This window comes from Paenibacillus amylolyticus, assembly GCF_051136285.1.
GTDB lineage: Bacteria > Bacillota > Bacilli > Paenibacillales > Paenibacillaceae > Paenibacillus > Paenibacillus amylolyticus_F.
The window spans coordinates 4,298,177-4,323,362 of sequence record NZ_CP194938.1 but is presented as its reverse complement, the minus strand read 5'-3'; the positions used below and the strand labels follow the sequence as shown (position 1 = coordinate 4,323,362).

The 25,186-nt window shown below is 47.2% G+C and carries 21 protein-coding genes; 3 read left to right on the top strand and 18 right to left on the bottom strand.

All coding sequences use genetic code 11. The features are described from left to right. Positions 1 to 29 precede the first annotated feature (29 nt). The 14 genes from ACR8BL_RS19025 to ACR8BL_RS18960 all read right to left on the bottom strand — a co-directional run bounded on the left by ACR8BL_RS19025 (position 30) and on the right by ACR8BL_RS18960 (position 13,060). A complete protein-coding gene (locus ACR8BL_RS19025) occupies positions 30 to 668 on the bottom strand; it encodes a ThuA domain-containing protein (protein ID WP_434753174.1) in 639 nt (212 codons plus the stop codon). Positions 669 to 1,194: 526 nt separating this feature from the next. Continuing rightward, positions 1,195 to 2,028, bottom strand: coding sequence for a uroporphyrinogen-III synthase (locus tag ACR8BL_RS19020; protein ID WP_434749063.1), 834 nt, complete (start codon positions 2,026 to 2,028; stop codon positions 1,195 to 1,197). A 132-nt stretch (positions 2,029 to 2,160) separates the two neighbouring features. Then, positions 2,161 to 3,429 carry a GerAB/ArcD/ProY family transporter gene (locus tag ACR8BL_RS19015; RefSeq protein ID WP_434749062.1) on the bottom strand — a complete coding sequence of 423 codons (1,269 nt, stop codon included), beginning with the start codon at positions 3,427 to 3,429 and terminating at the stop codon, positions 2,161 to 2,163. A gap of 54 nt (positions 3,430 to 3,483) precedes the next feature. Further along, positions 3,484 to 3,705 carry a hypothetical protein gene (locus ACR8BL_RS19010; protein ID WP_434749061.1) on the bottom strand — a complete coding sequence of 74 codons (222 nt, stop codon included), beginning with the start codon at positions 3,703 to 3,705 and terminating at the stop codon, positions 3,484 to 3,486. Then, positions 3,698 to 4,897 (bottom strand): Ger(x)C family spore germination protein, encoded by a 1,200-nt coding sequence (locus ACR8BL_RS19005; protein ID WP_434749060.1) that lies wholly within the window; start codon positions 4,895 to 4,897, stop codon positions 3,698 to 3,700. Before ACR8BL_RS19005 ends, ACR8BL_RS19010 begins: the two co-directional genes overlap by 8 nt. 4 nt (positions 4,898 to 4,901) lie before the next feature. Beyond that, complete coding sequence (locus tag ACR8BL_RS19000; RefSeq protein ID WP_434749059.1) at positions 4,902 to 6,500, bottom strand: spore germination protein; 1,599 nt, start codon at positions 6,498 to 6,500, stop codon at positions 4,902 to 4,904. A 179-nt stretch (positions 6,501 to 6,679) separates the two neighbouring features. Continuing rightward, complete coding sequence (locus ACR8BL_RS18995) at positions 6,680 to 7,018, bottom strand: hypothetical protein (RefSeq protein WP_434749058.1); 339 nt, start codon at positions 7,016 to 7,018, stop codon at positions 6,680 to 6,682. Between the two features lie 48 nt (positions 7,019 to 7,066). Continuing rightward, positions 7,067 to 7,768 (bottom strand): pirin family protein, encoded by a 702-nt coding sequence (locus ACR8BL_RS18990; RefSeq protein WP_434749057.1) that lies wholly within the window; start codon positions 7,766 to 7,768, stop codon positions 7,067 to 7,069. Positions 7,769 to 8,093: 325 nt separating this feature from the next. Continuing rightward, entirely contained in the window at positions 8,094 to 8,519 is a 426-nt protein-coding gene (locus ACR8BL_RS18985) for a DoxX family protein (RefSeq protein WP_434749056.1), read from the bottom strand. Positions 8,520 to 8,588: 69 nt separating this feature from the next. Then, on the bottom strand, positions 8,589 to 9,449 hold the full coding sequence (locus ACR8BL_RS18980; protein WP_434749055.1) for a M56 family metallopeptidase: 861 nt from the start codon (positions 9,447 to 9,449) through the stop codon (positions 8,589 to 8,591). A 1-nt stretch (position 9,450) separates the two neighbouring features. Continuing rightward, positions 9,451 to 9,867: a BlaI/MecI/CopY family transcriptional regulator gene (locus ACR8BL_RS18975; protein WP_434749054.1), complete on the bottom strand. Its 417-nt coding sequence runs from the start codon at positions 9,865 to 9,867 to the stop codon at positions 9,451 to 9,453. Between the two features lie 252 nt (positions 9,868 to 10,119). Next, positions 10,120 to 11,571, bottom strand: coding sequence for a catalase (locus ACR8BL_RS18970; protein WP_434749053.1), 1,452 nt, complete (start codon positions 11,569 to 11,571; stop codon positions 10,120 to 10,122). A gap of 305 nt (positions 11,572 to 11,876) precedes the next feature. Then, on the bottom strand, positions 11,877 to 12,689 hold the full coding sequence (locus tag ACR8BL_RS18965; RefSeq protein WP_434749052.1) for a winged helix-turn-helix domain-containing protein: 813 nt from the start codon (positions 12,687 to 12,689) through the stop codon (positions 11,877 to 11,879). Beyond that, entirely contained in the window at positions 12,665 to 13,060 is a 396-nt protein-coding gene (locus ACR8BL_RS18960) for a Fur family transcriptional regulator (RefSeq protein ID WP_434749051.1), read from the bottom strand. Before ACR8BL_RS18960 ends, ACR8BL_RS18965 begins: the two co-directional genes overlap by 25 nt. A gap of 305 nt (positions 13,061 to 13,365) precedes the next feature. Here ACR8BL_RS18960 and ACR8BL_RS18955 point away from each other — a divergent pair, with 305 nt between their 5' ends. Next, entirely contained in the window at positions 13,366 to 14,460 is a 1,095-nt protein-coding gene (locus ACR8BL_RS18955; protein ID WP_434749050.1) for a GGDEF domain-containing protein, read from the top strand. Positions 14,461 to 14,561: 101 nt separating this feature from the next. Here ACR8BL_RS18955 and ACR8BL_RS18950 read toward each other — a convergent pair whose 3' ends face one another. Beyond that, on the bottom strand, positions 14,562 to 15,506 hold the full coding sequence (locus ACR8BL_RS18950; protein WP_434749049.1) for an aldo/keto reductase family protein: 945 nt from the start codon (positions 15,504 to 15,506) through the stop codon (positions 14,562 to 14,564). A gap of 147 nt (positions 15,507 to 15,653) precedes the next feature. Continuing rightward, positions 15,654 to 17,291 (bottom strand): ATP-binding response regulator, encoded by a 1,638-nt coding sequence (locus ACR8BL_RS18945; protein WP_434749048.1) that lies wholly within the window; start codon positions 17,289 to 17,291, stop codon positions 15,654 to 15,656. 371 nt (positions 17,292 to 17,662) lie between these two features. Here ACR8BL_RS18945 and ACR8BL_RS18940 point away from each other — a divergent pair, with 371 nt between their 5' ends. Then, entirely contained in the window at positions 17,663 to 19,624 is a 1,962-nt protein-coding gene (locus tag ACR8BL_RS18940; protein ID WP_434749047.1) for an anaerobic ribonucleoside triphosphate reductase, read from the top strand. Next, complete coding sequence (gene nrdG, locus ACR8BL_RS18935; RefSeq protein WP_434749046.1) at positions 19,621 to 20,130, top strand: anaerobic ribonucleoside-triphosphate reductase activating protein; 510 nt, start codon at positions 19,621 to 19,623, stop codon at positions 20,128 to 20,130. Before ACR8BL_RS18940 ends, nrdG begins: the two co-directional genes overlap by 4 nt. 20 nt (positions 20,131 to 20,150) lie before the next feature. Here nrdG and ACR8BL_RS18930 read toward each other — a convergent pair whose 3' ends face one another. Together ACR8BL_RS18930 and ACR8BL_RS18925 are read right to left on the bottom strand one after the other, a co-directional pair. Next, on the bottom strand, positions 20,151 to 21,899 hold the full coding sequence (locus tag ACR8BL_RS18930; RefSeq protein WP_434749045.1) for a methyl-accepting chemotaxis protein: 1,749 nt from the start codon (positions 21,897 to 21,899) through the stop codon (positions 20,151 to 20,153). 274 nt (positions 21,900 to 22,173) lie between these two features. After that, positions 22,174 to 25,005, bottom strand: a complete 2,832-nt coding sequence (locus ACR8BL_RS18925) for a glycoside hydrolase family 3 C-terminal domain-containing protein (RefSeq protein ID WP_434749044.1) — start codon at positions 25,003 to 25,005, stop codon at positions 22,174 to 22,176. Positions 25,006 to 25,186 lie beyond the last annotated feature (181 nt).

The window sequence follows — 25,186 nt, the reverse complement described above, 5'->3', positions numbered from 1 at the left end:
AATTTGAAAATGCAAAAAGGAGAGCTGCATTACACGTACCGCGCTGCCCATTTGCCTGCCTGCAAAACCAATCGACGATACGTTTCATTCGCAAAGGATGGAACAGAATGCCCAGGCATTAAATATACAACTCGCCCCAGTCCATATTTATGTGCCCATGCCGCCGGTTTCAGGCCGTCTTTGGACTGGTACTGCAGTAGAATTTTGGTCTCGGTAAATGAACCGAACTCGAACTCATATGGCTCTTCTTCCATTGTAAAACCGGTAATCCCCTCCGTCACGGGATGACTCTCTTCCGTCACCGTGAATTCCAGCGGCGCATAAGGCGGGTGATGAAGAAACTTGGCTCCGATCATCTGTTTGATCTCATTTCGGTTCTGAAGCGAGATTCCATTATGTAAGATGACCAGCCCACCCCCGTTACTTACATAAGACAACAAACCTGCTGTCTGCTGTGGGGAGACTTTACCTCTCCAATCGTCCATGTATGAGATACATACATCAAACCCGGAAATATTTTCTTGAAGTAGCATATTGCGATTTTCACTGCATTGAACAGTAATGGTATCTTGAAATATCCGGCTGATCTCGCCATCCACCCCCTGCAGCGGATGCCAATCCGGATGAGTATAATCTCCAATTAATAATGCTTTTTTGCGATGATCCATCATAATCATCTCCTTTCTTGTGCTTCTGTTGCTTTAAATTCGTTTGCAAGCTCCGTATCCTATAAATTAACCATACTTTGTATAATCGACTACCCATGAAGCTATACTTCCTAGTATAGCCGCATTATGGTTTGGCATATCCAATCATTCCTATGCAGCATGTATTTCCCAATCTCCATGCTCGCCAAATGCTCCGTCTAACACATTCCACATTCTTCACTAAAAACCTTTAATTGTACAGTCCAATGCTCAACTTCACGACCAAAGTCTCAGGACAATCCAACCGAATTAGAGCCCTTCCGCTCATTGTCGAAGGGGTGACCGCAAGCTGATTTCACAAAGCAACAAAAATCGCCACTATTTCTTGCTGTGTTGCTATTACAGTGGATATGTTTGGATAAAAATGAAATAAGTTCTGATCCATCAACTGGACCAGAACAGAACTGAACATATTCGTAAATATGAAACCTGTTTTATCCCTATTCAAAATGTAGCTGCTCTCCGAACATGTCCTGCCAATGCTGCTCTAATATTCTTCCCGGACACCTACTGGATTGGCGGCAAAATAACGACCCAGTTCAACGATGAGCGCGCCCATCTTCTCGTCCTCTGGCACAACCAGCGCTTCAATTCCTTCTTCACGCATGGCATTCGCCGTGACTTTACCAACCGAAGCGGGGACTACCCCTTCCTTGAAGGCTGTCAGCATCTGCTCCAGTTTGCCTTGGGAAGCTGCATATTCCGTCAAAAATCGAATCTGCGGCCCGCTTGTAAAAGCCACAGCATCCAGCTGATGCTGAATGATCTCATTCAGAAGCTGCTCCAGCTCTGCCTCTTTGGGCGGTACGTGACGATATGGCAATACCTGTCGTACAACAGCTCCTTGTTCTTCTAACCAGTGAACCAGTTTGGGAGCCGTTTCACCATGCAGCTGTAACATCACCTTTTTGCCTGCCAGATCATGCGAGCCAAATTCACGAATCAGCCCATCTGTACTACCATCATCATCTCGTACCAGAGGGGTTAACTTCAGCTTCTTGAGCGCATTCACTGTTTTATAGCCCCGGGCTGCGATGATCGATTCGGATAATACACTTCGAAACTGCCCCGCCATATCCATATCCTCAGCCATGTCGAATAAGGCATCCAGCCCCATGCCTGTCGTAAAAACAGCCCAATCCGGCGGATTGGAAATCCAGGAAACCACTCCATCTCGAATGTTACGATCATCCAGAAATACTGTCCCTTGTGCAGGACGCACAAGAGGGATTCCACCCATTTTCTCCACCAATAAAGACATCTCTTTGGACTTCCGCGGTCCGGTCAAGGCTACGCGTACCCCTGCCAAATGTTGAGCCATTCATGTTCCCTCCCGTTTGTTCAGCCGAATGTTCATCAGTCTGACTACAGTATACAAGGTACTTCTGCGGAGGGAAACCATGTCTGCTCTCTTTCCAGGCTATCTATCTATAACGATTTTTTATAGTTTGTATCAGGAAGGCTGCAGATTGCCACTGCCATGTGATGTTTTGCCTTTCTTGTCTTTAGACTTATCCGCTGACTTTTGACCAGACTTCTCTTCTGACTTCCCTTCAGAATGATCTGATTCATTGGTTGCCTGCTCCTGCTTCTGCTCCTTTTCCTCTTGTTTGCCTCTGGATGCAAGCTCACCCGAGCATGAATTCGGGGCATGCTGTTTTTCCTTTTTGCGCGGACGAAGGAACAGGAATAGCACAATGGGGAATAACACCTCAAAAACAATCGCGACCCACGTCCATTCACGGGTAAACCGGTTCAGTTGAACCGCATTGCGGAAAAACCAGAACGCACATACAAATCCGAGCAGCGCAATCGGGCCGGTTAATACTTTACCCGACACTTTCGGTATCATACGCTTCAATCCCCAGCATACAAAATACAGGTCGAATGCGATCTTGGTAATCGTACATGGCAAGGTTGCTGCCGCAAGTGCCAGATCAAACCGATCCAGGAAGTCACTGATCTGTAGTTGTCTTGCCAGCTCATACGATGGATATACCAGTCTTGAGGCAATGGGTACACCAATGGAGACGATCGTTTCCACAACAATTAACATCAGCACTAAAGCCGTAACAACGGTGCCTGAAAGAATCGACTTTACCCGGAAGTCTTGGCCTCTCACCACAAATGGTAATGCAATCATCTCTCCGTAAAACGAAAAGATATACCAGCTTCCCTTACCGACTCCCGCAAGCTCAATATCGAAGTAGGGTTTCAGATTATCGAGATTGATCTGCTGAATCAGCATAAACGGAACGATGAGGGAGTTAACCAGAAAAAGAGCCACGTACAGCTCCACCATCCCAATCAGGGAGCCCAAGCCTCCGCGAACGATAAACACAGCCATGACAAGCAGAGAAAGCACGATAACGGATATGGGAGTTGTCTCCAGTAAAGTAATACTCACATAGTCCCCGGTCAGCCGGATATCTCTGGCAAACACAAAGAAAAAAAAGGCTATGTACATAAACCCGGCTACCCTTCCGAGGAAAGGGAAGCGTTCCACCATGGACTCAAACAGATCCCTGTCCGGGAAACGCCGCTGGACACGACTTAACATGTACATGGATGTAAGCATAATCAGAACGACAGGTACATAACTGAGATAAGCATGCTGTTCTGCATAAAAAATGGCCTGAGCATGAGGTTGAAGCAACGTGCCCGTTAGACTAAGCAACATCATGATTAAAACTATTTGTCGGTGGGTTACTTTCTGAATCATTTTGCCCCTCCTTTCCTGCACTGTCTTGCTTACTCCCCCTCATACCTCACTTCATCAGGGTAATGGTAGCAGCCGTTGAATCACATGACTCATCCATAAGGTTATATAAATCGTTTTGTTCAACGTCGTTACATACAACCAGCTGGCAATCCCAATTGCAATTAGACCGTAAGACAGCCAGCGATTGATAGGCGCAGCCTGTTTCAGATGACGAAAATCCATGACAAGCACCCCAATAACCATTGCCAGATAGGTGAACAACAGTGGTTTAATCATGTAAGATATCCTCCTCTACAACCCCAATTGGTTTATTGACAATGCCGACATTCTCAACAATGACATGGGGATTCACAGTTACATTCACCTCCGGGTAGAGGACATCCCAGCGATCCTTAACCTTCTTCCATTCCTTAGGCAGATGCTGATGAATAGATCGGCCAATGCCGAGAATATCCGCTTTGAATTTCTTCTGTACCAGATGCACGCCTTCCTCAATATCCTCTTTGATCTTCTGATGGATGGCTTCATTTATTCTAAGGATCTCTTCTTCCTGCCGATCCCCATAGTACGATTCGTTGTCTACAACTACACCTTTAGCGTAAAGTTCAATGGTTACTGTCACCTTGCCATTCTCTACTCGAGGGTGAAGGGAAGCATTATTTTCATTCAGTTTGATGAATAAACTCCCTTTTCCACGCGGGGCTTTAATCATTACTTCAGGTGCATTTGCTTCACCCATTGCAAGAATTAAAGCATCTGCCGGAGCCTTATCCATCATGCCAACCAGTTTGTCTTTTTTGAAAATAGCCAGACCCTCCAGCTTGATATTGGTTATAGAGTCCTTCCAATCCTTGGGTACATTATCCGAGACTGAAGCAATGGGCAAAAATGGATCAATCCCCTCGCTTAAAATGGCGTCAATAAACGTTTTGAGTGAACGCGGGTTTCGCATGTTCAGGAAACATAATTCACGTACCATCTCGGAAGGAAACTTCTCAATGGGGGCATCTGTATCAATCACTTTATAAGCCTCCCCCCGAGTGACCACAGGCATGGCAGAGAGCCGATTGAGCGGGAACCGTGTGAGTAAATCCAGCATGGGGGCGACGCCCTCTCGAGCAAGTTCTTCTCCAATAAGAATGGTTCGTCGGTGTGCATAATAAATCTTACGAGATAGTGACTTCTGACCTTCAAGCGTTGTCCCGCGCAACGTTTGAGCCGTGTTGGAGAGCAAAAACCATGACTTATCACCACTTGTTCCCCCGCCCCCTCCTTCACTGCCCGCTGAACCTGACTGCCCTGGAAGAGCAATCTGCAGGCTGGATCGGTAATTTTCACCTTCTTTGTCGACAGCAATGCCAATTACGAAGGCAACATCATTGATCTCTTCGCGATCCCAGCAGCCCGCAAGCAGGGAAGTACAGAGAATCAGCGCAATGACAGCTCTGTATTTGATTAGAAACTGCATGGAGTCACCATCCTTCCTCTGCTTCCGGCGAACCATTAATATCTCTGGTCATACGCTGACGATCCTGGTGAACCGTCGAAGGACGATTGATCATTTTCCACCAAGGCACCCGAACCAGAATATCTTTGGTATCCCTTTTATGGTATGGACTCAAGCCGGACAGATACGGCACACCAAATGATGTCATTTGTGTAAGGTGCACAGAGATGAGCACCAGACCAATCACGATGCCATACAACCCCAGCATGCCTGCCAGAAGCATGATCGGAAATCGCAGTAATCGAACGGTAATGGCAAAGTTAAATCTCGGGATGGTGAAGGATGCAATACCCGTCATGGATACGATAATAACCATTGGCGCAGATACAATACCTGCCTGCACAGCAGCTTGACCAATAACAAGGGCACCGAGGATACTGACGGCTTGCCCCACCGTTTTGGGTAACCTGACCCCCGCCTCCCGCAACGCTTCGAAGGATAGTTCCATGATGAGCGCTTCAATGAGTGCCGGGAAAGGAATGGCTTCCCTGGCACCCGCAATGCTGAGAATCAGTGTGGTTGGAAGCATGTCCTGATGAAAGGTTGTAATCGCGATATATAGTGCTGGTAGAAACAATGCAATAGCTACAAACAAAAAGCGAATCCATCGAACTAGATTACTAATGAAGAAGCGTTCATAATAATCCTCACTGGCCTGTAACATCTGCCACATGGTCACGGGTGCAATCAACGCAAACGGTGTGCCATCGACCATGATCGAAAATCGACCTTCCAGCAGATTTGCTGCGACTGTATCTGGACGCTCCGAGTAATGCATCTGCGGAAATGGAGAAAAGGGATGATCCTCAATAAGCTCCTCGATATATCCACTCTCCAGAATACCGTCGATTTCAATCTTCTCCAGACGTTTCTTGGCATCCTGAATTAATTGAGGATCAGCGACCCCTTCCAGATAGACCAACACCACATCGGTTTTGGTATCCGTCCCCAGTGTCATACTCACCATTTTGAGTGCAGGTGTCTTTAGCTTGAAACGTAACAAAGCCGTATTCATGCGTAGAGTCTCGGTGAACCCCTCTCTCGGCCCACGAATGACAGACTCCGTCTGCGGTTCCTCTACGCCCCTTCTTACCCCACCTTTGACGTTAAACAGCCACGCTTCACGTTCTCCGTCCATAACAAGTAACGCCGATGAGGCAAATACGCCCTCTGCCGCAGCAGCCCAAGTCTGAACTCGCTTCACCTGTGTTAGCTCAATCCGTGTATCATCAATCGGTACATCCGGCTCATCCGTTCGTTGCTGGACAAGTCCACGAATAAGCGGACGAAGCATATGCTCCTGCACGTCTGCAGAATTCACGATGCCCTCGACGTATACAAGAAGTCCCTGTACTTCCGGTGTAATCATGACATTGCGGAACACTACATCCGAGCAGTCCGAGAAGATTTCTTTTAACGCCTGAATTTGATTGCTATGCATTGTACTGATCGGTTGCTTCAGAATAGGCGGGGACGGCAGTCCCAAGGGTACATATTTGTTGCTGCCAGAGGCTGAGTTTGAAGTCTTGGACTTATCACTGCCTGATGATGATTTACTTGCCATATGCCGCCCCTCCATTCTTGTTTTTATACAAGGTAGCTTGTGCCAGAAGAAAGGGAATTATGTGGTTTTTTCACAAAAAAATAAGCCTTCCGCGAAGGAAGACTTAACCATTGGAATTGGAAAGGAAACTTACACAATGAATGGAACGTGCGCACAGATCATGCAGTTATCCTTGTTATTCAGTCGGCAAAATAGTCATCGGGTATATATTGAATTACTGACTTGGCATAGATGGTAAGTGTGTGCGGCTCGTTGTCATATTTAACGCGGTCCCCATCAACATAATACCAGTTCTTCGTCAGAGGCCGGTCTTTACGCTGTACGAATCGAAATACATTTAATTCCTGTCTCAATTCGATAATCTTCAAGGCGGTCTGCTCATCGAGTCCCGTTACGGTGAACAGGTATCCTGTTCCTTCCTGCTGAAAGCGATAAGACAACTCTGCATCCGTCTTGCTATTCGCCAGCCCACGCCCGGTTACCCCGTGTTTTACCATAAACCATTCCTGCTGCGCCATACGTATCGTTCCTCCTTTGATCTTGGAGTGGAAGTTGATCCATCTTTATTAAGGCAAATCAATCAACATATAAAAGGTATCTTCATGTCCTTCCAACTTCATGGAAGATGTCTGCTCCACACGTGCGGTATCTCCTGTATGGAGTATGTGTTCGTTTTGCAGGCCAAGCTTGCCCTCAATAGAAAAAATGTACATCCGGCGGCCTTCGCTCTGTTCAAACTGAAGTGTCTTGCCCTTGGACAACCGTCCAAGATAAATCGTCATATCCTGATGAACCGTGGCTATCCGCGGTCCCCCCTTGGATGACGCTACAGGCACAAGAGCGCCTTCCAAGGCAGCTGTATCATACGAAGTCGTTTCGTAAGATGGTTGCAGCCCTTTCGTATGTGGCATAAACCACAGCTGGAGAAGTCTTACCTCCTCCGTATCTGAGGCATTATGTTCTGTATGAATGACGCCGCTTCCTGCCGACATGCGCTGAATGCTGCCGAAGCCTGTTACGGCAACATTACCCAGACTGTCTTCATGTCTCAGCTTGCCATTCAATACGATGGATACAATCTCCATATCACTGTGTGGATGTGCACCAAAACCGCGACCTGGTGCGATGACATCATCATTGGCTACCCGCATGGGTCCAAAAGCTGTGTTGTCCGGGTCCTGATACTCCCCAAAGGAAAAGCTGTGACTACCGCGCAACCAGCCCCGATCAAAGCTGGAACGTGCTTCGGATGGAATGACCTTAATCATATCGCGCAACCTCCTCAAATCTATTATTGTACGTGATGAGCACTTCTTATTTTTTCTTAGTAGCATACTTATTCTCATTATATCAAATATAAAGGTAATACGTCCAAACCAAAAAAGTGAGATCCTTTCTCCAAAGTAAAAAGCTCTTTACCTATCAGTTCGATCCGGCAATCACCGTTACCTCGTCGGACTGGTAAGTAAAGAGCTTGGCCGCAAGCATATGCCTGCGCTCTAACGTTTTTCTATTCCACATTTCTATGATTCGTCTATAGTACGCTTTTATTTTATACTCTTCGGACTATACCGCATTGTCCTGTGATGCCGATCAGGCACTCGCATTCTGGCTGTTTTGACGTGCGCTTCCTTGCCGGTTGAACAGATAATCCAGCGCCAAAAAGCGGCTGCCTGTCAGGAGGAGAGTCAACGATCCTGCCATCAGCATGTAGTCCAACTCTGTTCCCATCAAAAACGGCTGACCTGCCTTCGCTGTGAACAGTGCACCCACCATAACGGCGACGAACAACAAGGCAAACACACGTGTACCCAGACCCAAGATCATGGCTGCCCCACCTGCCAGCTCAATAACGGCAACAACCGATGCCATAAAACCGGGAATACCGATACTCTCGAAGAAACCAACCGTGCCGCTGATTCCACCCTCAAATTTACTCCAGCCATGCAATAAAAAAATGAGACCAATCATAATCCTTGAGAAAAAAAGTCCAATCTCAATGGTTTTGTTATTCATCATTTATCTCCCCATTTCGTTCATATTTTTTCCTTATGAGTTTGAGTTTAAGTTTGAGTTCATGGTTGCCCTCTATCCAATTGACCAGACAAACAGAATGGATAGCAGTAGAAACACCATCGCCGAGATCATAATCGCATAACGCGGTAAGCGCAGCGTAACATCCCGTTCTGGATCCAGCAGGCGGGAAATGCGCACATTCACCGACGTATCCGCAAAGGAGGACTGAATTGTCACTGTTCTTCCCTCTCCAGATGGTGAACATGTTTGGAGAAGTTTCAAGAGAGCACTGCCAATGCCCGCTGCGTTACCCGTACGTTCAATCGCTTCATTATCCGCTAAAATCTCTCTCACGATACGATATTGCTGCGACGTATGTTTCAATACGGGAATATACGGCATCATGACAGCGAACACCGAGAGCAATGTCGTTTTCAACGGATCACGATGCCACAGGTGGTGAACCTCATGATATACGACAGCCTTCTCTTCATCGTGATCCAGCATACTCAGCAGTCCCGTTGAAAGTACAATGCAAGGCCTCCACAACCCGATGGTAAACGCAACTGGAGAAGATTTGTCCACAACAAGAAACCGGGGTTTCTTCAGATGTTGATATCTTGCATTCAGTTCTGCCGACCGAACGCGAATTTCCATTGAGCGGAGCTTCGTTACAGCAGCCCGTGTCTGGATAATTCGAACAGCCAGCATCCAGCTGGTGCCCACAAAAGTCAGCACAACCAGCAGCATGAGGAAATGACCTACAGACATCCACCCCATGCGGCTCATCCAGTGATTACACAGCCATAACAGATTTAACCGGATATCCCATCCAAATATTTTGTACATCGCATACATGAACATCTGCATGAGCACGAGTACCGGAATACCAAACCCGACGGTGAACAAAATCTTGGAACGGGTCTTCCACATATTAATCGTTATCCTTTTTCCATTGTTTGATCTTCATCTCGAGTCGTTCAATCAAGCCTTCGTCGGCTTTGTCCAACGCGTCCAGCATGTGATTCAATGCCAGTGTCCCGAATTCGTCCACCAGTTCCTGGGACAATTCCTTGGATTGATCGTTCATAAATGCCTCCCTGCTCTGTACCGGCTGATACAGCGATGTGCGGCCCTTCTGTGTTTTACCGAGCAATCCCTTATCCACCAACCGATTCATCACAGTCATAACCGTATTGAAATTGACGTCTTTATCTTGCTCCAGTGCAGTCTGCACTTCACGGATGCTGCTGCCGGGACGGGCCCACAGAATGTCCATAATCTTAGCCTCCAGCGGACCAAAAAAACGGTTAAGCCCACGCTCACCCACTTTAAAATTGAGTATTCTCATTTTCTGACACCCCTCACACTACTCATTGTAGTGCCCATAAATGAGAAGTCAACCTCTATGTCAGGTATCTTATGTAAATAATTTGTAAATTTGTTTTTCATTTGCGTATCAAATGACATAAGAAAACCGGGCTATTCTGCAAGGTTGCAGTCCTGCCCGGTTCGTATCATAACTTAGCAAAGTCGGCATAAGAACTGCCGCTTGGCCTAAGGTTTAGGTATGCGAACTTCTGCCTCTATGCATGCTTTTGTTTTATTTTGGCATATGCGCAGAGATATCTACGCCTAGGCCCTGAGCCAATCGTCCACCCAGCTGTCCGTCAGCCCGGAAGAAGTGGCATAATGCTCGCATCTGAATATCTACAGGTACGGCTTTGAGATCATTCGTTAGATTATCCAGCAGATGTTGCTGTTCAGCAGGTGTGAACGAACGGAACAGTTCCCCGGCTTGTGTGTAATCATCTGTTTTCTCAATCTTCTCTCTTGTGACATGTCCTTGCAACGGAACCTGAGTTTCACGGTAAGCCGGATCCTCCTGCGGGCTGTTGCTCGAACTGTTAGGTTCATAGTTTACAGGAGACGGATCTTGATTCACATTCATGAGTCCATCACGCTGATGATTGCGGACAGGTGCATACGGACAGTTCACTGGTATCTGCAGATAGTTAGGGCCAAGACGGTGACGCTGTGTATCCGGGTAGGAGAACAGACGGCCTTGCAACAATTTATCTTCAGACGGCTCAATGCCTGGTACAACTGCACTTGGTGAGAATGCTGCCTGTTCCACTTCAGCGAAGAAATTTTGCGGATTACGATTCAATGTCATGGTTCCCACCGTCTGGAACGGAAGCACATCCTCAGGCCATGTTTTGGTCGGGTCCAGCGGATCGAAGGAGAAATCATCCATATGTTCCGGCTTCAACAACTGTACTTGCAGCTTCCACTGCGGAAAATCACCATTCTTGATATGTTCATGCAGATCACGTGTTGCATGGTTGAAATCCTGCCCCTGAACTTCAGCAGCTTCCTGACGCGAGAAAGCGCGAACCCCTTGAACTGATTCCCATTTGTATTTTACATAGTGAACTTCGCCCTGGGCATTGATCCATTTAAATGCGTGTACTCCGAATCCATCCATCTCCCGGTAACTCGCGGGCGTTCCCAGATCAGAGAACAACCAGGTCATCATATGTGTCGACTCTGGTGACAGGGTCATGAAATCCCAATAACGTGCCGGATCTTGAATATTGGTGTCCGGGGCAGGTTTGAGAGAGTGCACCATATCCGGAAATTTAATCGCATCACGAATGAAGAAAACAGGCAGATGATTGCCGACAATATCATAGTTACCTTCCCGCGTATAAAATTTAACAGCAAACCCGCGTGGATCGCGTGCGGTCTCGGGAGATCCCGTACCATGAATCACGGTCGAAAATCGTACAAGTACATCCGTTTCTGTGCCTGGCTCTTGCAGGAAATCAGCTGTTGTGTATGCCTTCATGCTCTGCTCCAGCTTGAACACCCCATGTGCCCCTGCACCTCTCGCATGTACAACCCGTTCAGGAATGCGCTCACGGTCGAAGTGGGCGATCTTCTCGATCAGATGGTAATCCTCTAACAACGTTGGCCCTCTTCTACCCGCTGTACGTGAATTCTGGTTATCCCCTACCGGTGCTCCCTGGTTTGTTGTCAAACGATCTGTCATCCTGTCGTCCTCCTCTATAATAGGTATCATCTCTGCTGTATCTATCTACTAATTCAAATCATATTCGTCGTTTGCTAAAATATACATTTAGACTTGATCTAACTGTTAAAATGATTCTAACATGTCCCACCTATGCACTGCATGAGTTTCACATGAGCTTCCCATGAGGTTGTTGCACCAAAGATGAATGAAACATGAAGAGGGCGAAACAGGCTTCATCTATCAACGAAACATAAAAAAAGCGCAGACCGTTTATTCAACGATCCACGCGTTATCTTCTTTTTTTCATCCGCTTTCCCATTACGTCAATCAGCCAAGCGGTAACCTACACCTCTTACCGTTACGATATATTGTGGCGAAGACGCATTATCACCCAATTTTTTGCGCAAGCTTTTGATATGAACGTCCACCACATTGCTGCCGCCTGTAAAATCAGTCTCCCAAATGTCGCTCAGCATCTCTTCACGCGAGATGACTGCACCTTTGGCATCAATTAACTTGAGTAATAGATCATATTCGGTCTTGGTCAAATGAATTCGCTCATGATCACGCTGTACACTCATCCGTTCGCGATCCAGCGTCAAGTCTTTGAACCCGATCCGCTGTCCATCTTCAGGCAAAAAAGCACGCTTTGGCATGACAGGACTGCTGCCAATCATACGCTGCACCCGGTAGAGTGCCTCCTGCGGACGTGCAGGCCATACCAGCAGTTCCTCCTGAAGCATCGGTCCGCTTGCACTGCCAATCATCTTCTCTCCTACCAGATAGAGGCAAGGTGTCGTATGCTCGGCCTCGCGGTTCAACCGGCTGTGGATTCCCGTAAATGCATCGATCATTCCGGCAACGGAAAGATCATAGATCAATAGATCAAAAACAAGACGTTCATGGAGATCAGGTTCCCAGCGATGGAACACAAGTACGTCAAAACAGCTATCTGTCAAAGCCTTCACCAGTTCATGCACCTGACCCGGCATCGGACTGATCAGAATGACACGTCTCGTAATAGGGCAGTTGTCCACGAGAGGCGCGCTTCCTGAATCTTTCAGAGCAGGTTTGACACGAAGCGGTAGGCGGCGACCCGACCATTTCACCTTTACTTGATTCGTTTGGTTATGCATTCCCCGCAGACACCTCCAAATACGACATGTGCATGATCAATAGCATAACCGGTTTCTGCCGCTACTTGCTTCATCCATTGTGGAGGAACTTCTGTCATCACCTCGTCCACTTTACCGCATACTTCACACATAATATGTTGGTGATCATCCATACGAGCGTCATATCGGCTTGCTGTTTCACCAAGTTTAAGCTCCCTGATCAGCTCTTTGTCTGTTAGATATCGAAGAGAATTATATACGGTGCCATAAGCCAGATTATACCCTTGCTCTACAAGCCGATTCATCACATCGGCAGCTGTTGGGTGGTCTTCTGATTTACGTACGACATCATACACCGCTTGCCGCTGTATCGTCAGATTTAAAGTTTTCACAACCAAGTCCCCTTTTTATATGGTTTGTTTCTCAAGCATTTATTGGTCTCGAACATTTTGGTTCGTTTCAGCTCTTTGGATCACAAAAAAATTTTGATTTAGATTAAGTATAAATCTTAATGTATGTTGAAGTCAACATAGCCTCGATCAGCATTTATTTTGGAATTTTATAACGATTTAGAACCATCCCCTTCTAACATTTGGGATTATATGGTTCGCTACCACACTGATTTTCAGATAAAATAAAGAGATGTGCGTAAAAGGGGGGATGCTGGTTGTTAAGCACGTTTTTTGTCAATCTCTGTGTGATAATTACCTTTTTGTACCTGTCAGGTATTATTGCTAAATTCTACAGCATTCGCTTGCCTTTTCCCTCGCTACGCGTTCAGGTCATCGGCGGCTTCTTATTCGGTTTATACGGCACAGTGCTTATGAATTATTCTTTCCATGTAAATGACACTACGATTGTGGATCTGCGGCATCTAGCCATTGTGACTGCAGCTGTATATCTTGGCGGGATGGCTTCGGTCATTTCCGGGGTTATTATTGCCGTCCTTCGCATCCTTATGTTTGGTATAACTTCCTCCGCAATTGATGCGGCATTCATCATGACCCTTCTGGGACTAGCTGGTGTATACTTTGCCTATGCGTCATGGTCCAGATTAACCAAGATTATCACTATGAATCTGCTAGGGATGAGCATGATTTTTATCGTGCTGCTAATGAACACGCCCAGCTTGAATTCATTAATGAGAGTCTTTCCGATACAGATGACCATCGCTTTCGCTGGCGGCCTTTTCATTTATTTCATCGCTGAATTCATTAATAGATCAAACGATATGTTATTTCTGCTTGAACGACGGGCTTCCACCGACCATCTAACCGATCTGAGCAATCGGCGGCAGTTCGAACATACCCTGCGATCTGAGCTTCAGCATGCAAGGCAGTACCATCAGAAGCTGTCCCTGCTGGTTATTGATATTGATCGATTCAAAAAAGTAAACGATACGTTCGGCCACTCTGCCGGGGATGCGGTACTTAAGCAGCTTGGACAATTACTCGTCGAACATGCACGTTCTACCGATCTGGTATCCCGTAACGGTGGAGAGGAGTTTGCGATTCTTCTGCTCGATTGCGGATATCACCAGTCCATGGCTATTGCCGAATCTGTACGCAAAGCTGTAGGCAGATTTCTGTTCACACTACCTGAAGGACAGACCGTGAAACTGACCATCTCCATTGGTGTAGCCGTTTACCCAGATCACTGTGATGACCATGATGACAACGACCTGTTTGATCAGGCTGACCGTGCCCTGTATGAAGCGAAAAATACAGGACGCAACAAGGTCTGCACTCTGCCTCCCCGCAACATCACGGTGGTGGATGATGACCCGTTTTGAAATCTATACATGAAAGGGATGTCCCTCGTGCCTCAATACAAGGCAAGCCGGACATCCCTTTCGTGGTTTGAAGCAAATTATGCCTGTACAAAGTCTTTATCTTAGGATGAAGTCAGGATTTGTTCAATCTCTTCAATAACAGCAGCATCCAGCTTGATTCCGGAAGCTTTTGCGTTTTCTTTGACCTGCTCCGGACGGCTCGCGCCGACCAGTGCACTGGAAACATTATTTTGCCGAAGAATCCAGGCCAAGGCCAGCTGGCCCACCTTGAGGTTCAGCCTCTCAGCAACTTCAATTAATTGGCGCACTTTGCCAATGCGGTCTGCATTAATTTTTCCTTCATCCCAGCCGAGCTTTGCTGCCCGGCTATTCTCCGGAATTTCCGAGGCAGATGTATATTTCCCTGTCAACAAACCTTGAGCAAGCGGAGAATAAACAACCTGTCCAATGCCTTTACGCTCACCTAAAGGAATAATTTCATTTTCTATATATCGATCAAACATATTATATACTGGCTGATTCACGACAATGCGATCCAGTAGCAGGCGATCTGCTGTCCCAAGCGCAGCTTCCATCTGGGCAGCTGTCCACTGGCTTACACCCACGTACAGCACTTTGCCATGCCGCACCAGATCGTCCAATGCACGAAGCGTCTCCTCAATCGGTGTTTCGTTATGATAACGATGACAATAATAAATATCGACATAATCCGTACCCAATCGATTCAAGCTAGCCTCGCACGCCTCCATAATATGTTTGCGGGACAGCCCGTGATCGTTAGGACCCTCACCCATTTTGTTAAACACCTTGGTTGCAAGCACGTAAGATTGCCGTGAGTACGCTTTCAACGTTTGGCCCAGTAATACCTCCGCTGCTCCCCGCTCATAAGCATTGGCTGTATCAAAAAAGTTAATGCCTTCATCAAATGCCGTTTCAATCGATTTTACCGCATTTTCACGTTCTACATATCCTCCGTACGTTAACCAGCTTCCTAAACTGATCTCGCTTACTTTCAGTCCGCTTCCACCCAACCTGCGATAATCCATGAATGCATGTCCTCCTCTGAGTGTAAAATGATGAAGTTCCAACTTCTATTGTAACCCAACCTGAACCAATGGAAAAAGGTCTACTTAAAATAAGGGCAGCTAGTGTTTTTAGCACCTATTTCAATGTAGACCTTTTTTATAGAGAGTTTATGGCAAAGTAATGCTCAGTGCATTTAAAAGCTCGGTTTGCCTTACGGGCTTCGTCAGCACCGCATCAAAGGCCTCCGTCTGATGAATATCCATATGCATCCCATATGGAACGAGCACAATGACAGGCAGCCCCTCCATCTGCCGTTTCAGTGCAATGACGAAATCGACAGTAACACCTTCACGCAATCCCATGTCCACAACAGCTACGTCCGGTCTAAATCCGTCTTCGATCCATTTATACGCGGTGCAGGAATCAGAAGTCATGTGCACATCCATCTCCCAATTACGCATCAAGGAAGATACCCCTTGCAAAATATCAGGATCTTTGGCAAGCAACACTTTTTTGCCTCTCAGACGTTGCTGCACACTTGTGATTTGTGGCAAATCCCAATATCTGCGTAATGGCAGCGAAATCTGAAACTCCGTCTCATTCCCATGAAGGCTATTCACCTGAATACGACCATGCATCAGAATCGCCAGGTTCTGACTAACGGTCAGACCCAGATTGCTGCCAATCAGCTTCTCGGTGCTAAGTGTCTCCTTTTTGGAAGAGGAGGTTCGCAAACGCTTGTCAGACAACGTCTGCCCCGTGTATCCAACTCGGAGCAGGAGAAGACCTTCCTCACTCATTTGCTCTTCCTTCATCTCGGCTGTCACCAGCACAGCACCTTCCCGGGTGGAATCCATTGCATATTGCATGACATGGCCCAGGAGTTGACCAAGCTTGATCTCATCCCCGATAAAAACCTGCGACACATTCAGATTCAGGTTTAATCCAAGTTCAACCTCTTTGCTGGCTGCTGTACCGGCATAGAGATAAACGGTATTCTCAATGGTGCTGACCAGATCGAAGGGGTCATCATGAATAACTGTTTTTCCCGCCTCGTTGATGTTAAAGTTCATCATGTTGTTAAGCAGTGAAAGCAAAATATTGCCGCTCGTTTCGATCATATTCACATACTCGGCTTGTTCCTCCGACATATCGGGCGTCCGCATCAGATCCGTCAATCCCAATATACCGTTCAGCGGATTACGGATCTCATGACTCATCAGTTTGAGCATCTGTGTTTTGGTCGTTGCCTCGGACTCCGCACGCTCCTTCTCCGCCTTAAGCTTCTCTTGCAGTTGTTCCGAATCACTAAGCTTCTGCTCTTGAACGTGAAGTGCACTCTCCAGATCAACAACATATCCCAAAAATACAGCCATAGCCTCGAGTGTCTTCATATCCGTTTCACTAATCTCAAAATCTGGATCATCCATTAAACAGATCGTACCGTAAGCTTCACCCGTTCTGCGAGTAATGGGCACACCTACGAAAAATCGATTGCCGAGCCCAATCGTCACATCCATTGATCGTGTTATGGAATGCTCACAGGTATTCGGAATGGTAACGACGTTGTGATTATCTTTCAAGACAAGGCTGCAGTAAGATTCCATGAATGGAAGTACTGTACCTTTGACAATTAATTCTTCCTTGCGGTTGAAGGCTTCCAGAATGACATTGGTCACTCCGTCATTCGTGGCTACGAAGATGGTATTCACTCGTAATATGCCACTTAATACGTCCACAATATGAGCCGCTGCTTCTTCAATATTTTCAAAGAAACCTCTGTTGATGCCTTCTACCGTCCCCATGATTCACCCCTCTTGTCTTAGCTGCTTATATCCGATCGACTTAGTAGAATGTCAAATTACGTACAGGGCTCTGTTAGGAAATCCGAAAGATGTCACCAACTATATTTATCTGTTCAACACCACAGAAGTATAAGAGAATCATTGTACATACAAGATAACTACAAATTATACGCTTTTGCTTGATATTTTGATACCTTTAACCCGCGGCAAATCACGGAAATTGTTTGTCCGCCCTCTAGAGGTGTGATCATAATCACACCCAAAAACCCACATATAGTTTATAAATGGATAATACAAAACTACATGTAGTATATAACTCATATATTAATCAAATTATAATCTATTCTAAAATTATTTAGGAGGCACGTTACATGACTATGCTTGAGTATGCCGCACCACCGGCAACCGATCTGTTATCTGACCTGGGAAGACGTATTATTGGCGCTGAAGACGCTGATACGCTGAGGGAAAATGCGAATCTCAATGGAGATTCGTTCAGCGGCAAGATGAGCAGGCTTGGGTCGGAGACAGCCAAGTGGCATGCCATGCGTCATGTATTGCCAGAGACACTTGCAGATGCTGTTGAGCATGGCGATCTGTATGTGCATGATCTGGATCAGTATGCCCTTGGAACAACCAACTGTATCTTCATTCCATTTGATCGGCTGTTGACTGCCGGTTTTAATACAGGGAATGGATCGGTTCGTACCCCCCAAACAATCATGTCTGCGATGGCACTGGTCGCGATCATCTTCCAGTCCCAGCAGAACAGTCAGTACGGCGGTGTATCTGCTAACAAAATAGACTGGGATCTGGCACCTTACGTACGGCGTTCATTCGTCAAACATTTCCGCAAAGGGCAACGCCTCTTTGATGAACAGGTATTGCTGACGGACGAGCAATTGCATCTGGACAGCACCGAAGCGAAGCAACAGTGCCCACGTTCGTTTGCTTTTGCCTATGAAGAGACGGAGCTGGAGACAGGTCAAGCCGCCGAATCTCTTATACATAATCTGAATACGATGAGCAGTCGAGCGGGTGGACAGATTCCTTTTACATCACTTAACTATGGCATGTGTACATCTGCTGAGGGTCGTCTCGTGTCCCGCTCCCTGCTGGAAGCAACGATTCGTGGCCTGGGACACGGGGAAACGCCCGTATTTCCACAGCATATCTTCCAATGCAAGCAAGGGGTTAATCAGGCTCCGGAAGATCCGAACTATGACATGTTTCGCTTGGCGGTAACCTGTTCTTCACGGCGGATGTATCCGAACTTTGTCAATGTGGACGCATCGTTTAATCTACCTTATTATCACCCGGAAGACCCGGATACCATCATTGCTACCATGGGCTGTCGCACGCGCACCCTTGCAGATCGGTTTGGACGGAATCGGCAGAGCGGTAAAGGAAACTTATCCTTCAATACAGTCAATCTGGTCAAATTAGGGATTCGGTTCGGCATCTGTCAGGCAAATCGCGCTGTCGCGGATCGGGAAGGATTCTATGCGGCTCTGGACAAAATCATGCACAAAGCCATGTACGGCTTGCTGCACCGTTATGCCATTCAGAAAAAACAGCCTGCCAAATCATCGGACTTCATGATGCGTGAGGGTGTATGGGAAGGCGGAGAGAAGCTGGAACCGGACGAGCCGGTTGCTGATCTGTTGAAACATGGCACGTTGTCTCTTGGATTCATCGGACTCGCCGAATGTATGACTGCCATGTATGGACGCCACCATGGACAAGATATGAATGTACATCGCGAGGCACTGAATGTGATCCGCACGATGAGAGCGTTCTGTGATCAGATGAGCGAGCGACATAACCTGAACGTTACGCTGTTTGCGACACCTGCAGAAGGCCTGTCCGGCAAGTTCACCAAAATAGACCGAGCCTGTTACGGCCCGATCTCTGGTGTAAATGAACGCGAATATTATACAAATTCATTCCATATTCCGGTCTATCATAACCTACCTGCCTACCGTAAAATTGAACTGGAAGCTCCATTCCATGCCCTGTGTAATGCCGGAGCCATCTCTTACGTTGAACTGGATGGCAACGTGCGGGCGAATACGGCAGCCTTTATGCGTATCGTGCAGTATGCACTGGCACAAGATATTGGTTACTTCTCGATTAATCATCCGATTGATCGCTGTCCTGGGTGCGGATATGAGGGAGTCATCGGTGATATTTGCCCGGAATGCGAGGTTCACGAAAATGAGGTGCACTTCCAGCGCCTTCGCCGCGTAACCGGCTATCTGACAGGTGATTACAAGGTGCGCTTCAATGCTGCGAAACAGGCCGAGGTACGGGATCGGGTGAAACACCGATGAATTTGTTTGGTTACATTCCCGAATCGGTTAATGAAGGAACCGGACTTCGTGCCGTGCTGTTCATCAGCGGATGCCGTCACGCATGTCCGGGCTGTTTCAGCCCCGATTCGTGGAGTTTCCGTGCGGGTGAACCCTTTACAGAAGAGCGGCAGCAGCAGATTCTGCAGGAAGTCACGAACCATCCACTGCTGGATGGCGTGACGTTATGCGGGGGTGATCCCTTTTTCTCCGCAGCAGATTGTACCAGGTGGGTGCGTCAGTTTCGAGCTGTACGACCGGATCTGACCGTATGGGCCTATACCGGATTCGAATACGAGGAACTCGTCACCGACCCGGAGAGAGCAGAGCTTGCACAGCTATGCGACGTCATTATCGACGGACGTTACGTTGCAGTTGAACGCGATGTGTCTCTGCCCTTCCGCGGAAGCCGGAATCAGCGTTTGATTGATGTGCGTGCAACACAGACATCTGGAAACATCGTTACATTGCAGATTAATGCATTGTAACGATGTTTTTGTTTTTCTATTTACACCTGAAATCTTTGGATGACCTGATTCAGTTCGTAAGCCAAACTTCTCAGCTCATGGGAGAGACTTGATACTTCTTCCATAAGCGCCAGTTGTTCTTCCGAAGAAGCACGGGCCTTGTTCGCATTACCGGATGAATCTGAAGCCACCACGCCCAATTGTCCCAGGGAAGCAGCAATCTGATCACTGCTGGCTGACATCTGCTCGGAAGCGGCAGACACTTCGTAGACTTGTCCGGAGACCTTTTGAATAGATTCGACAATCTGGCGGAATGTTTCGGCCGTTACTTCGGACGTTTCGGCTCCTCTTTTGGCTACATCCACCGACTCCTCAATGGAGGTTACGGCCTTCTCCGTATGATTCAGAATGCCTTGCAGGATCTGATCGATCTGATCGGAAGACTCTTTGGAGCGCGCCGAGAGCTTCTGAATCTCTTGGGCAACCACTGCAAATCCTCGCCCCGTCTCCCCTGCTCTAGCTGCTTCAATGGAAGCATTAAGCGCAAGCAGATTCGTTTGATCTGCTATATCCCGAATCATCGACATGATTCCCCCGATACTACTGTTCAGTTGTTGAAGATCATGAAGAACCACAACGGTACCGGACATGTTATCTTCAATCTTCTGCATCTGATCAACCATGGTTGTAATATCTGCCTCGCCTCGGCTGGCCAGATCGGTCGTATCGGAAGCCAGTTCAGCAACTACCTGTGATGAGTCCGCAATTCGTTTAATCCCAATGATCATCTCACCTATGGACTCTTGGCACTCATTGGTTGATTGACGTTGCTGTTCTGCCCCGGAAGATACTTGTAACATCGACTCTGTAATCTCCTGTGAAGCTTCGGTTGTTCGCTCTGCACTCATCTGCAGGTCTGCTGCTGAACGGGTCACACTCGCAGAAGTGGACTGAATCCCTGTGATCAATTGTTGCAGACCTCCAAGCATGTGATTAAATGCCGTAGCCGTTTGACCAATCTCATTGTTATTACGTACATCAAGACTCACCGTCAGATCACCTTCAGCCGCCTGTTTGGATACTTCCGCCAGCTTCTGTAGTGGACGAAGTACAATCCGCGCCAGAATCATCAGAACCAGAATCAAGATGATGGCAATCACTAATCCACTTCCCAGACTGTACAAAAACATCCAGAGCTGATCCTGCTTTACTTTCGCTGCGTCCAGATCCAAACCAAAGATAGCTATCGCCTTACCACTATCATCTTTAATCGTGCTTAAATAGGTCACCCATGTTCCTGCACTATCGGTGTAAGACTCTGTAAAGGCGGTTCCTTCCTTCAATGCTTGATCATATGTATCTTGAATTATTGCTGGAATTTCATATTCGACACCAGGTACCATGCCCAGATCATAGAGTGCCTGATTGACTTGCAACCCGGTCAAGATCTGTTTCCCCTCACGTTCAACAATATCCGATTTGAATATATAAGCGTTTGCAATGGAAGCAACACCGGTCATCGCATCAAGTTGTTCTTTCAACGCTGTAGGCTCAGGAGATGATGGGTTAGATGAAGCCCCCAACTGCAGATTCGCTTGTTCTACCCATTTATGGTTGAGCTGAAGCTGATTGGACAGCGCCTTACCGACCTGATTGATCTCTTCATAATAGGCCTTCTGACTCTGCTTAAAATTCAGAACACTCATGCTGATAATCAAAACAAACATGATGATGGCAATCAGGACAGAGCTGGTGAAAACCAAACTTCGATTGCGGAAGTAGCGTAACATTGGAGATTCCCCTTTTCCTTAACTTTTCTAGCTTACATATCCGTCCTGATCCAGAATGTGTTCGGGATCGACTCTTGTCCACCGTTGTATCCAGTATATGATATGAGACTATATAGTATATATCGTGATATAATTGCTATTTTTGAATGGGGATTATGTACAAATGAAAAAAAACCAACCTGTACAAACGGTTGACCTCGTGTAACAGAGAATAGGACAGAAGAAGATCAGTGACCTCCTCTATCCTGCTCTCAATCTTTTACATTTTCTATTGTTAACGAATCTCAAAATGACGAACACGGGCGCCCCCAGGCAACAACAGATAGACATCTTGCACTCCCGCTGCACCTGTCAGTTTGGCTGTCACCGTAGACCACTGCTGGGCACTGCCTTGTGACAATTCGACACGTCCTGCAATTGCACCATCCGGTGCACCCAACCTCACTTCCAGCACGCCCCCTTGCTGTTCTGCAGAGATGCGAGCTTCAAACGTAGTGGCCTGCTTACCAAGGTCTGCATCCTTAAAGGCAATCCATCCTAACTCACCAATAACACGGACAGCTGTCCCGCCCTCCTTGCACTCATCCAGCTCCACACCCAGATATGCATCATAGTTCTCGGCGCGTGTAGTCACACTCAGATGACGTGCAGGGATCATCTCTCCTTCTACCTTCAGATCCGCGACTAACTGCACATCCGAGGAAGATTTGGCTGCCATAATGGAATAGATGCCGTCCTCCACCACATAGCGATCACGGGTAACATCCCAGATGGCCAGTTCCTGGACAGGCAGGTCGAAACGAACCGTTGCTGTCGTACCGGCTTCAATATGAAGGCGACGGAACGCTTTTAGCGTTTTGAGTGGACGTTTAACTCTGGACTTACCTGCGCGCACATACAGCTGCACCACTTCGTCATTGCTGATTGAACCGGTATTGGTCACATCTACACGGATCGTAACGGTTTCATCTGGGTCTGCCTGTGCCGGGTTAATCTCTAGATTGCTGTATTTAAATGGAGCATAAGTCAGACCGTGTCCGAACGGATATAACACACTTCCTTCAAAATACTGATAGGTGCGACCTGCCTGAATAATATCGTAGTCCCGGATGTCTGGCAGTTGATCAGCCGATTGCACCCAAGTCATGTTCAAACGTCCAGCAGGCGCATAGTCTCCGTACAATACGTCCGCGACTGCATTCCCCAGTTCCTGTCCGGCATGTGACGTATAGAGGATCGCCGGAATATTCTCCTGAACCCAGTTGCAGGTAAATGGATAACTTCCTACAATTACCACTACGGTGTTCGGGTTAGCATTATACACAGCCTGCACCAGCTGAAGCTGTGATTCAGCCAGTTCCAGACTTGGACGATCCACTTCCTCTTTACCGTTAACGAGCGGGTTGTTACCGACAAACACAATCGCAGTCTCTGCTTCTTTGGCAGCAGCAACGGCTTCATCCATCCCATTAACGACGACATTTTGCTGGAATGTCTCGGCTGCACCGAATGTTTTCAACTCTTCGGACATCTTAAGTGCATCATTTCCATGATTCGGTGTGGTTACGATTTTATTATTCCATGTCGTCAATCCTACACCGCCATCTGGTTGTGGAAGCAAATGAAATACTTCCTTAACAAACCAGCCGTACACCTCATTAGCTGAGGCTGTGACAGACTCTTCATCTGTGGTCAGGTATTTGCCATTGCTCTCAGCCTGCAACGTGTAACTACCAAAACCCCAGTCCGTCACCCGGAACGTTTCGGCTTCTTCCGAAGCTTTCACCGCCATGACAGTTGAGCCTTCTGCTCTGACCAGACCTATCTTTTTGCCACTTGCTGCAGATGTCAGTGTGATGCGATTGTCACCGTCCCGGAAGGTTACATGATCACTGCCGACCTTACTCCGAATTGCTTCCAGCGGGGTTACGCTGTAGGGCATCGTACCCGCATACCAATCTCGATAGACCGTTCCGCCAAGCTGACCAATCACAGCTACTTTGCCTGCTTTTGTTTTGTCCAATGGAAGGGTACCTTTATCATTTTTGAGCAATACCACTTGCTCTCTTGCCGCCCGGAGAGACAACGCTTTGGCCTTCTCCGTCATCATGGATTCTTCACCGATTGCAGCGTATGGATTGCCTTCTTCCGGATCAAACTCCCCAAGTCGGAACCGCACACGGAACGTGTTGAACAAGGCTTTATCGATATCCTCCATGGTAAGTAGCCCCTGCTCAAGCCCTTCACGAAGCGCTTGCTTGGACAGCTCGGCATCATCGGTGATGCTGTCGATACCTGCTTTGACCGACTCCACCGTACCTGGTATGTGCGAATCATAATATTGATGATCGTTCTTGATGCCCATCACGTCGCCCGCGTCACTGACGATAAAACCATCCATGCCCCATTCACCTTTAACAATCTCGTTCACAAAAGGATGCAGCAGAGCAGGGGTGCCATTAATGGAGTTGTACGCTGTCATCATCGACTGTGCTCCACCTTGCTTAAACGGCTTCTCGAATGCTTTCAAATAATATTCGCGCATATTGCGCGGATCAATGCTGGATGAACCGCTGCCACGATCCACTTCGTTGTTGTTGCCGAGGAAATGTTTGAGCGTCGCTACGGCCTTGTAATACTTGGGATGGTCGCCCTGAATACCTTTGACCAATGCCGTTGTCAGTTCTGCGGTCAGTTCCGGGTCCTCGCCATACGCCTCTTCATTTCGTCCCCAGCGCGGGTCACGTTCCATATCCACCGTGGGTGCCCAGAGCGTAAGACCGTTGACCGCAGGATTGCGCTTATAAAATACACGCGCCTCGTCTCCGATGACGGAGCCGATCTCTTTCATCAGGTCTGTATCCCACGTACATGCCAGCCCAACAGGCTGTGGGAATGAGGTAGCTTCACCAAGCCAAGCCAACCCGTGAGCAGCTTCTGTTCCATGTTTGTAAGCAGCAACACCCAGGCGTTCTACGGCTGGCTGGTATTGCAGCATGGATTCAATTTTTTCATCATCCGTCAAGCGGGACACAAGGTCCTTCACTCGATCGTTAAGTGCCATTGTTGTATCTTGAAACGGATATTTCGTTTGATGAGTTGTCATATCTAATCTCCTTCTATCCATAAAATATTAACCTGTATGATAGCGAATACATTTTATTTCACAAAACCAGTATAAACCTGCTGGATTACCTCTCTAAATTGATGAACAAATCCTTGTTATTAATTGACTTTTGTTAGTTTGTAAGTAAGACGATATTTCATCTAAAACGATTTCGATAATC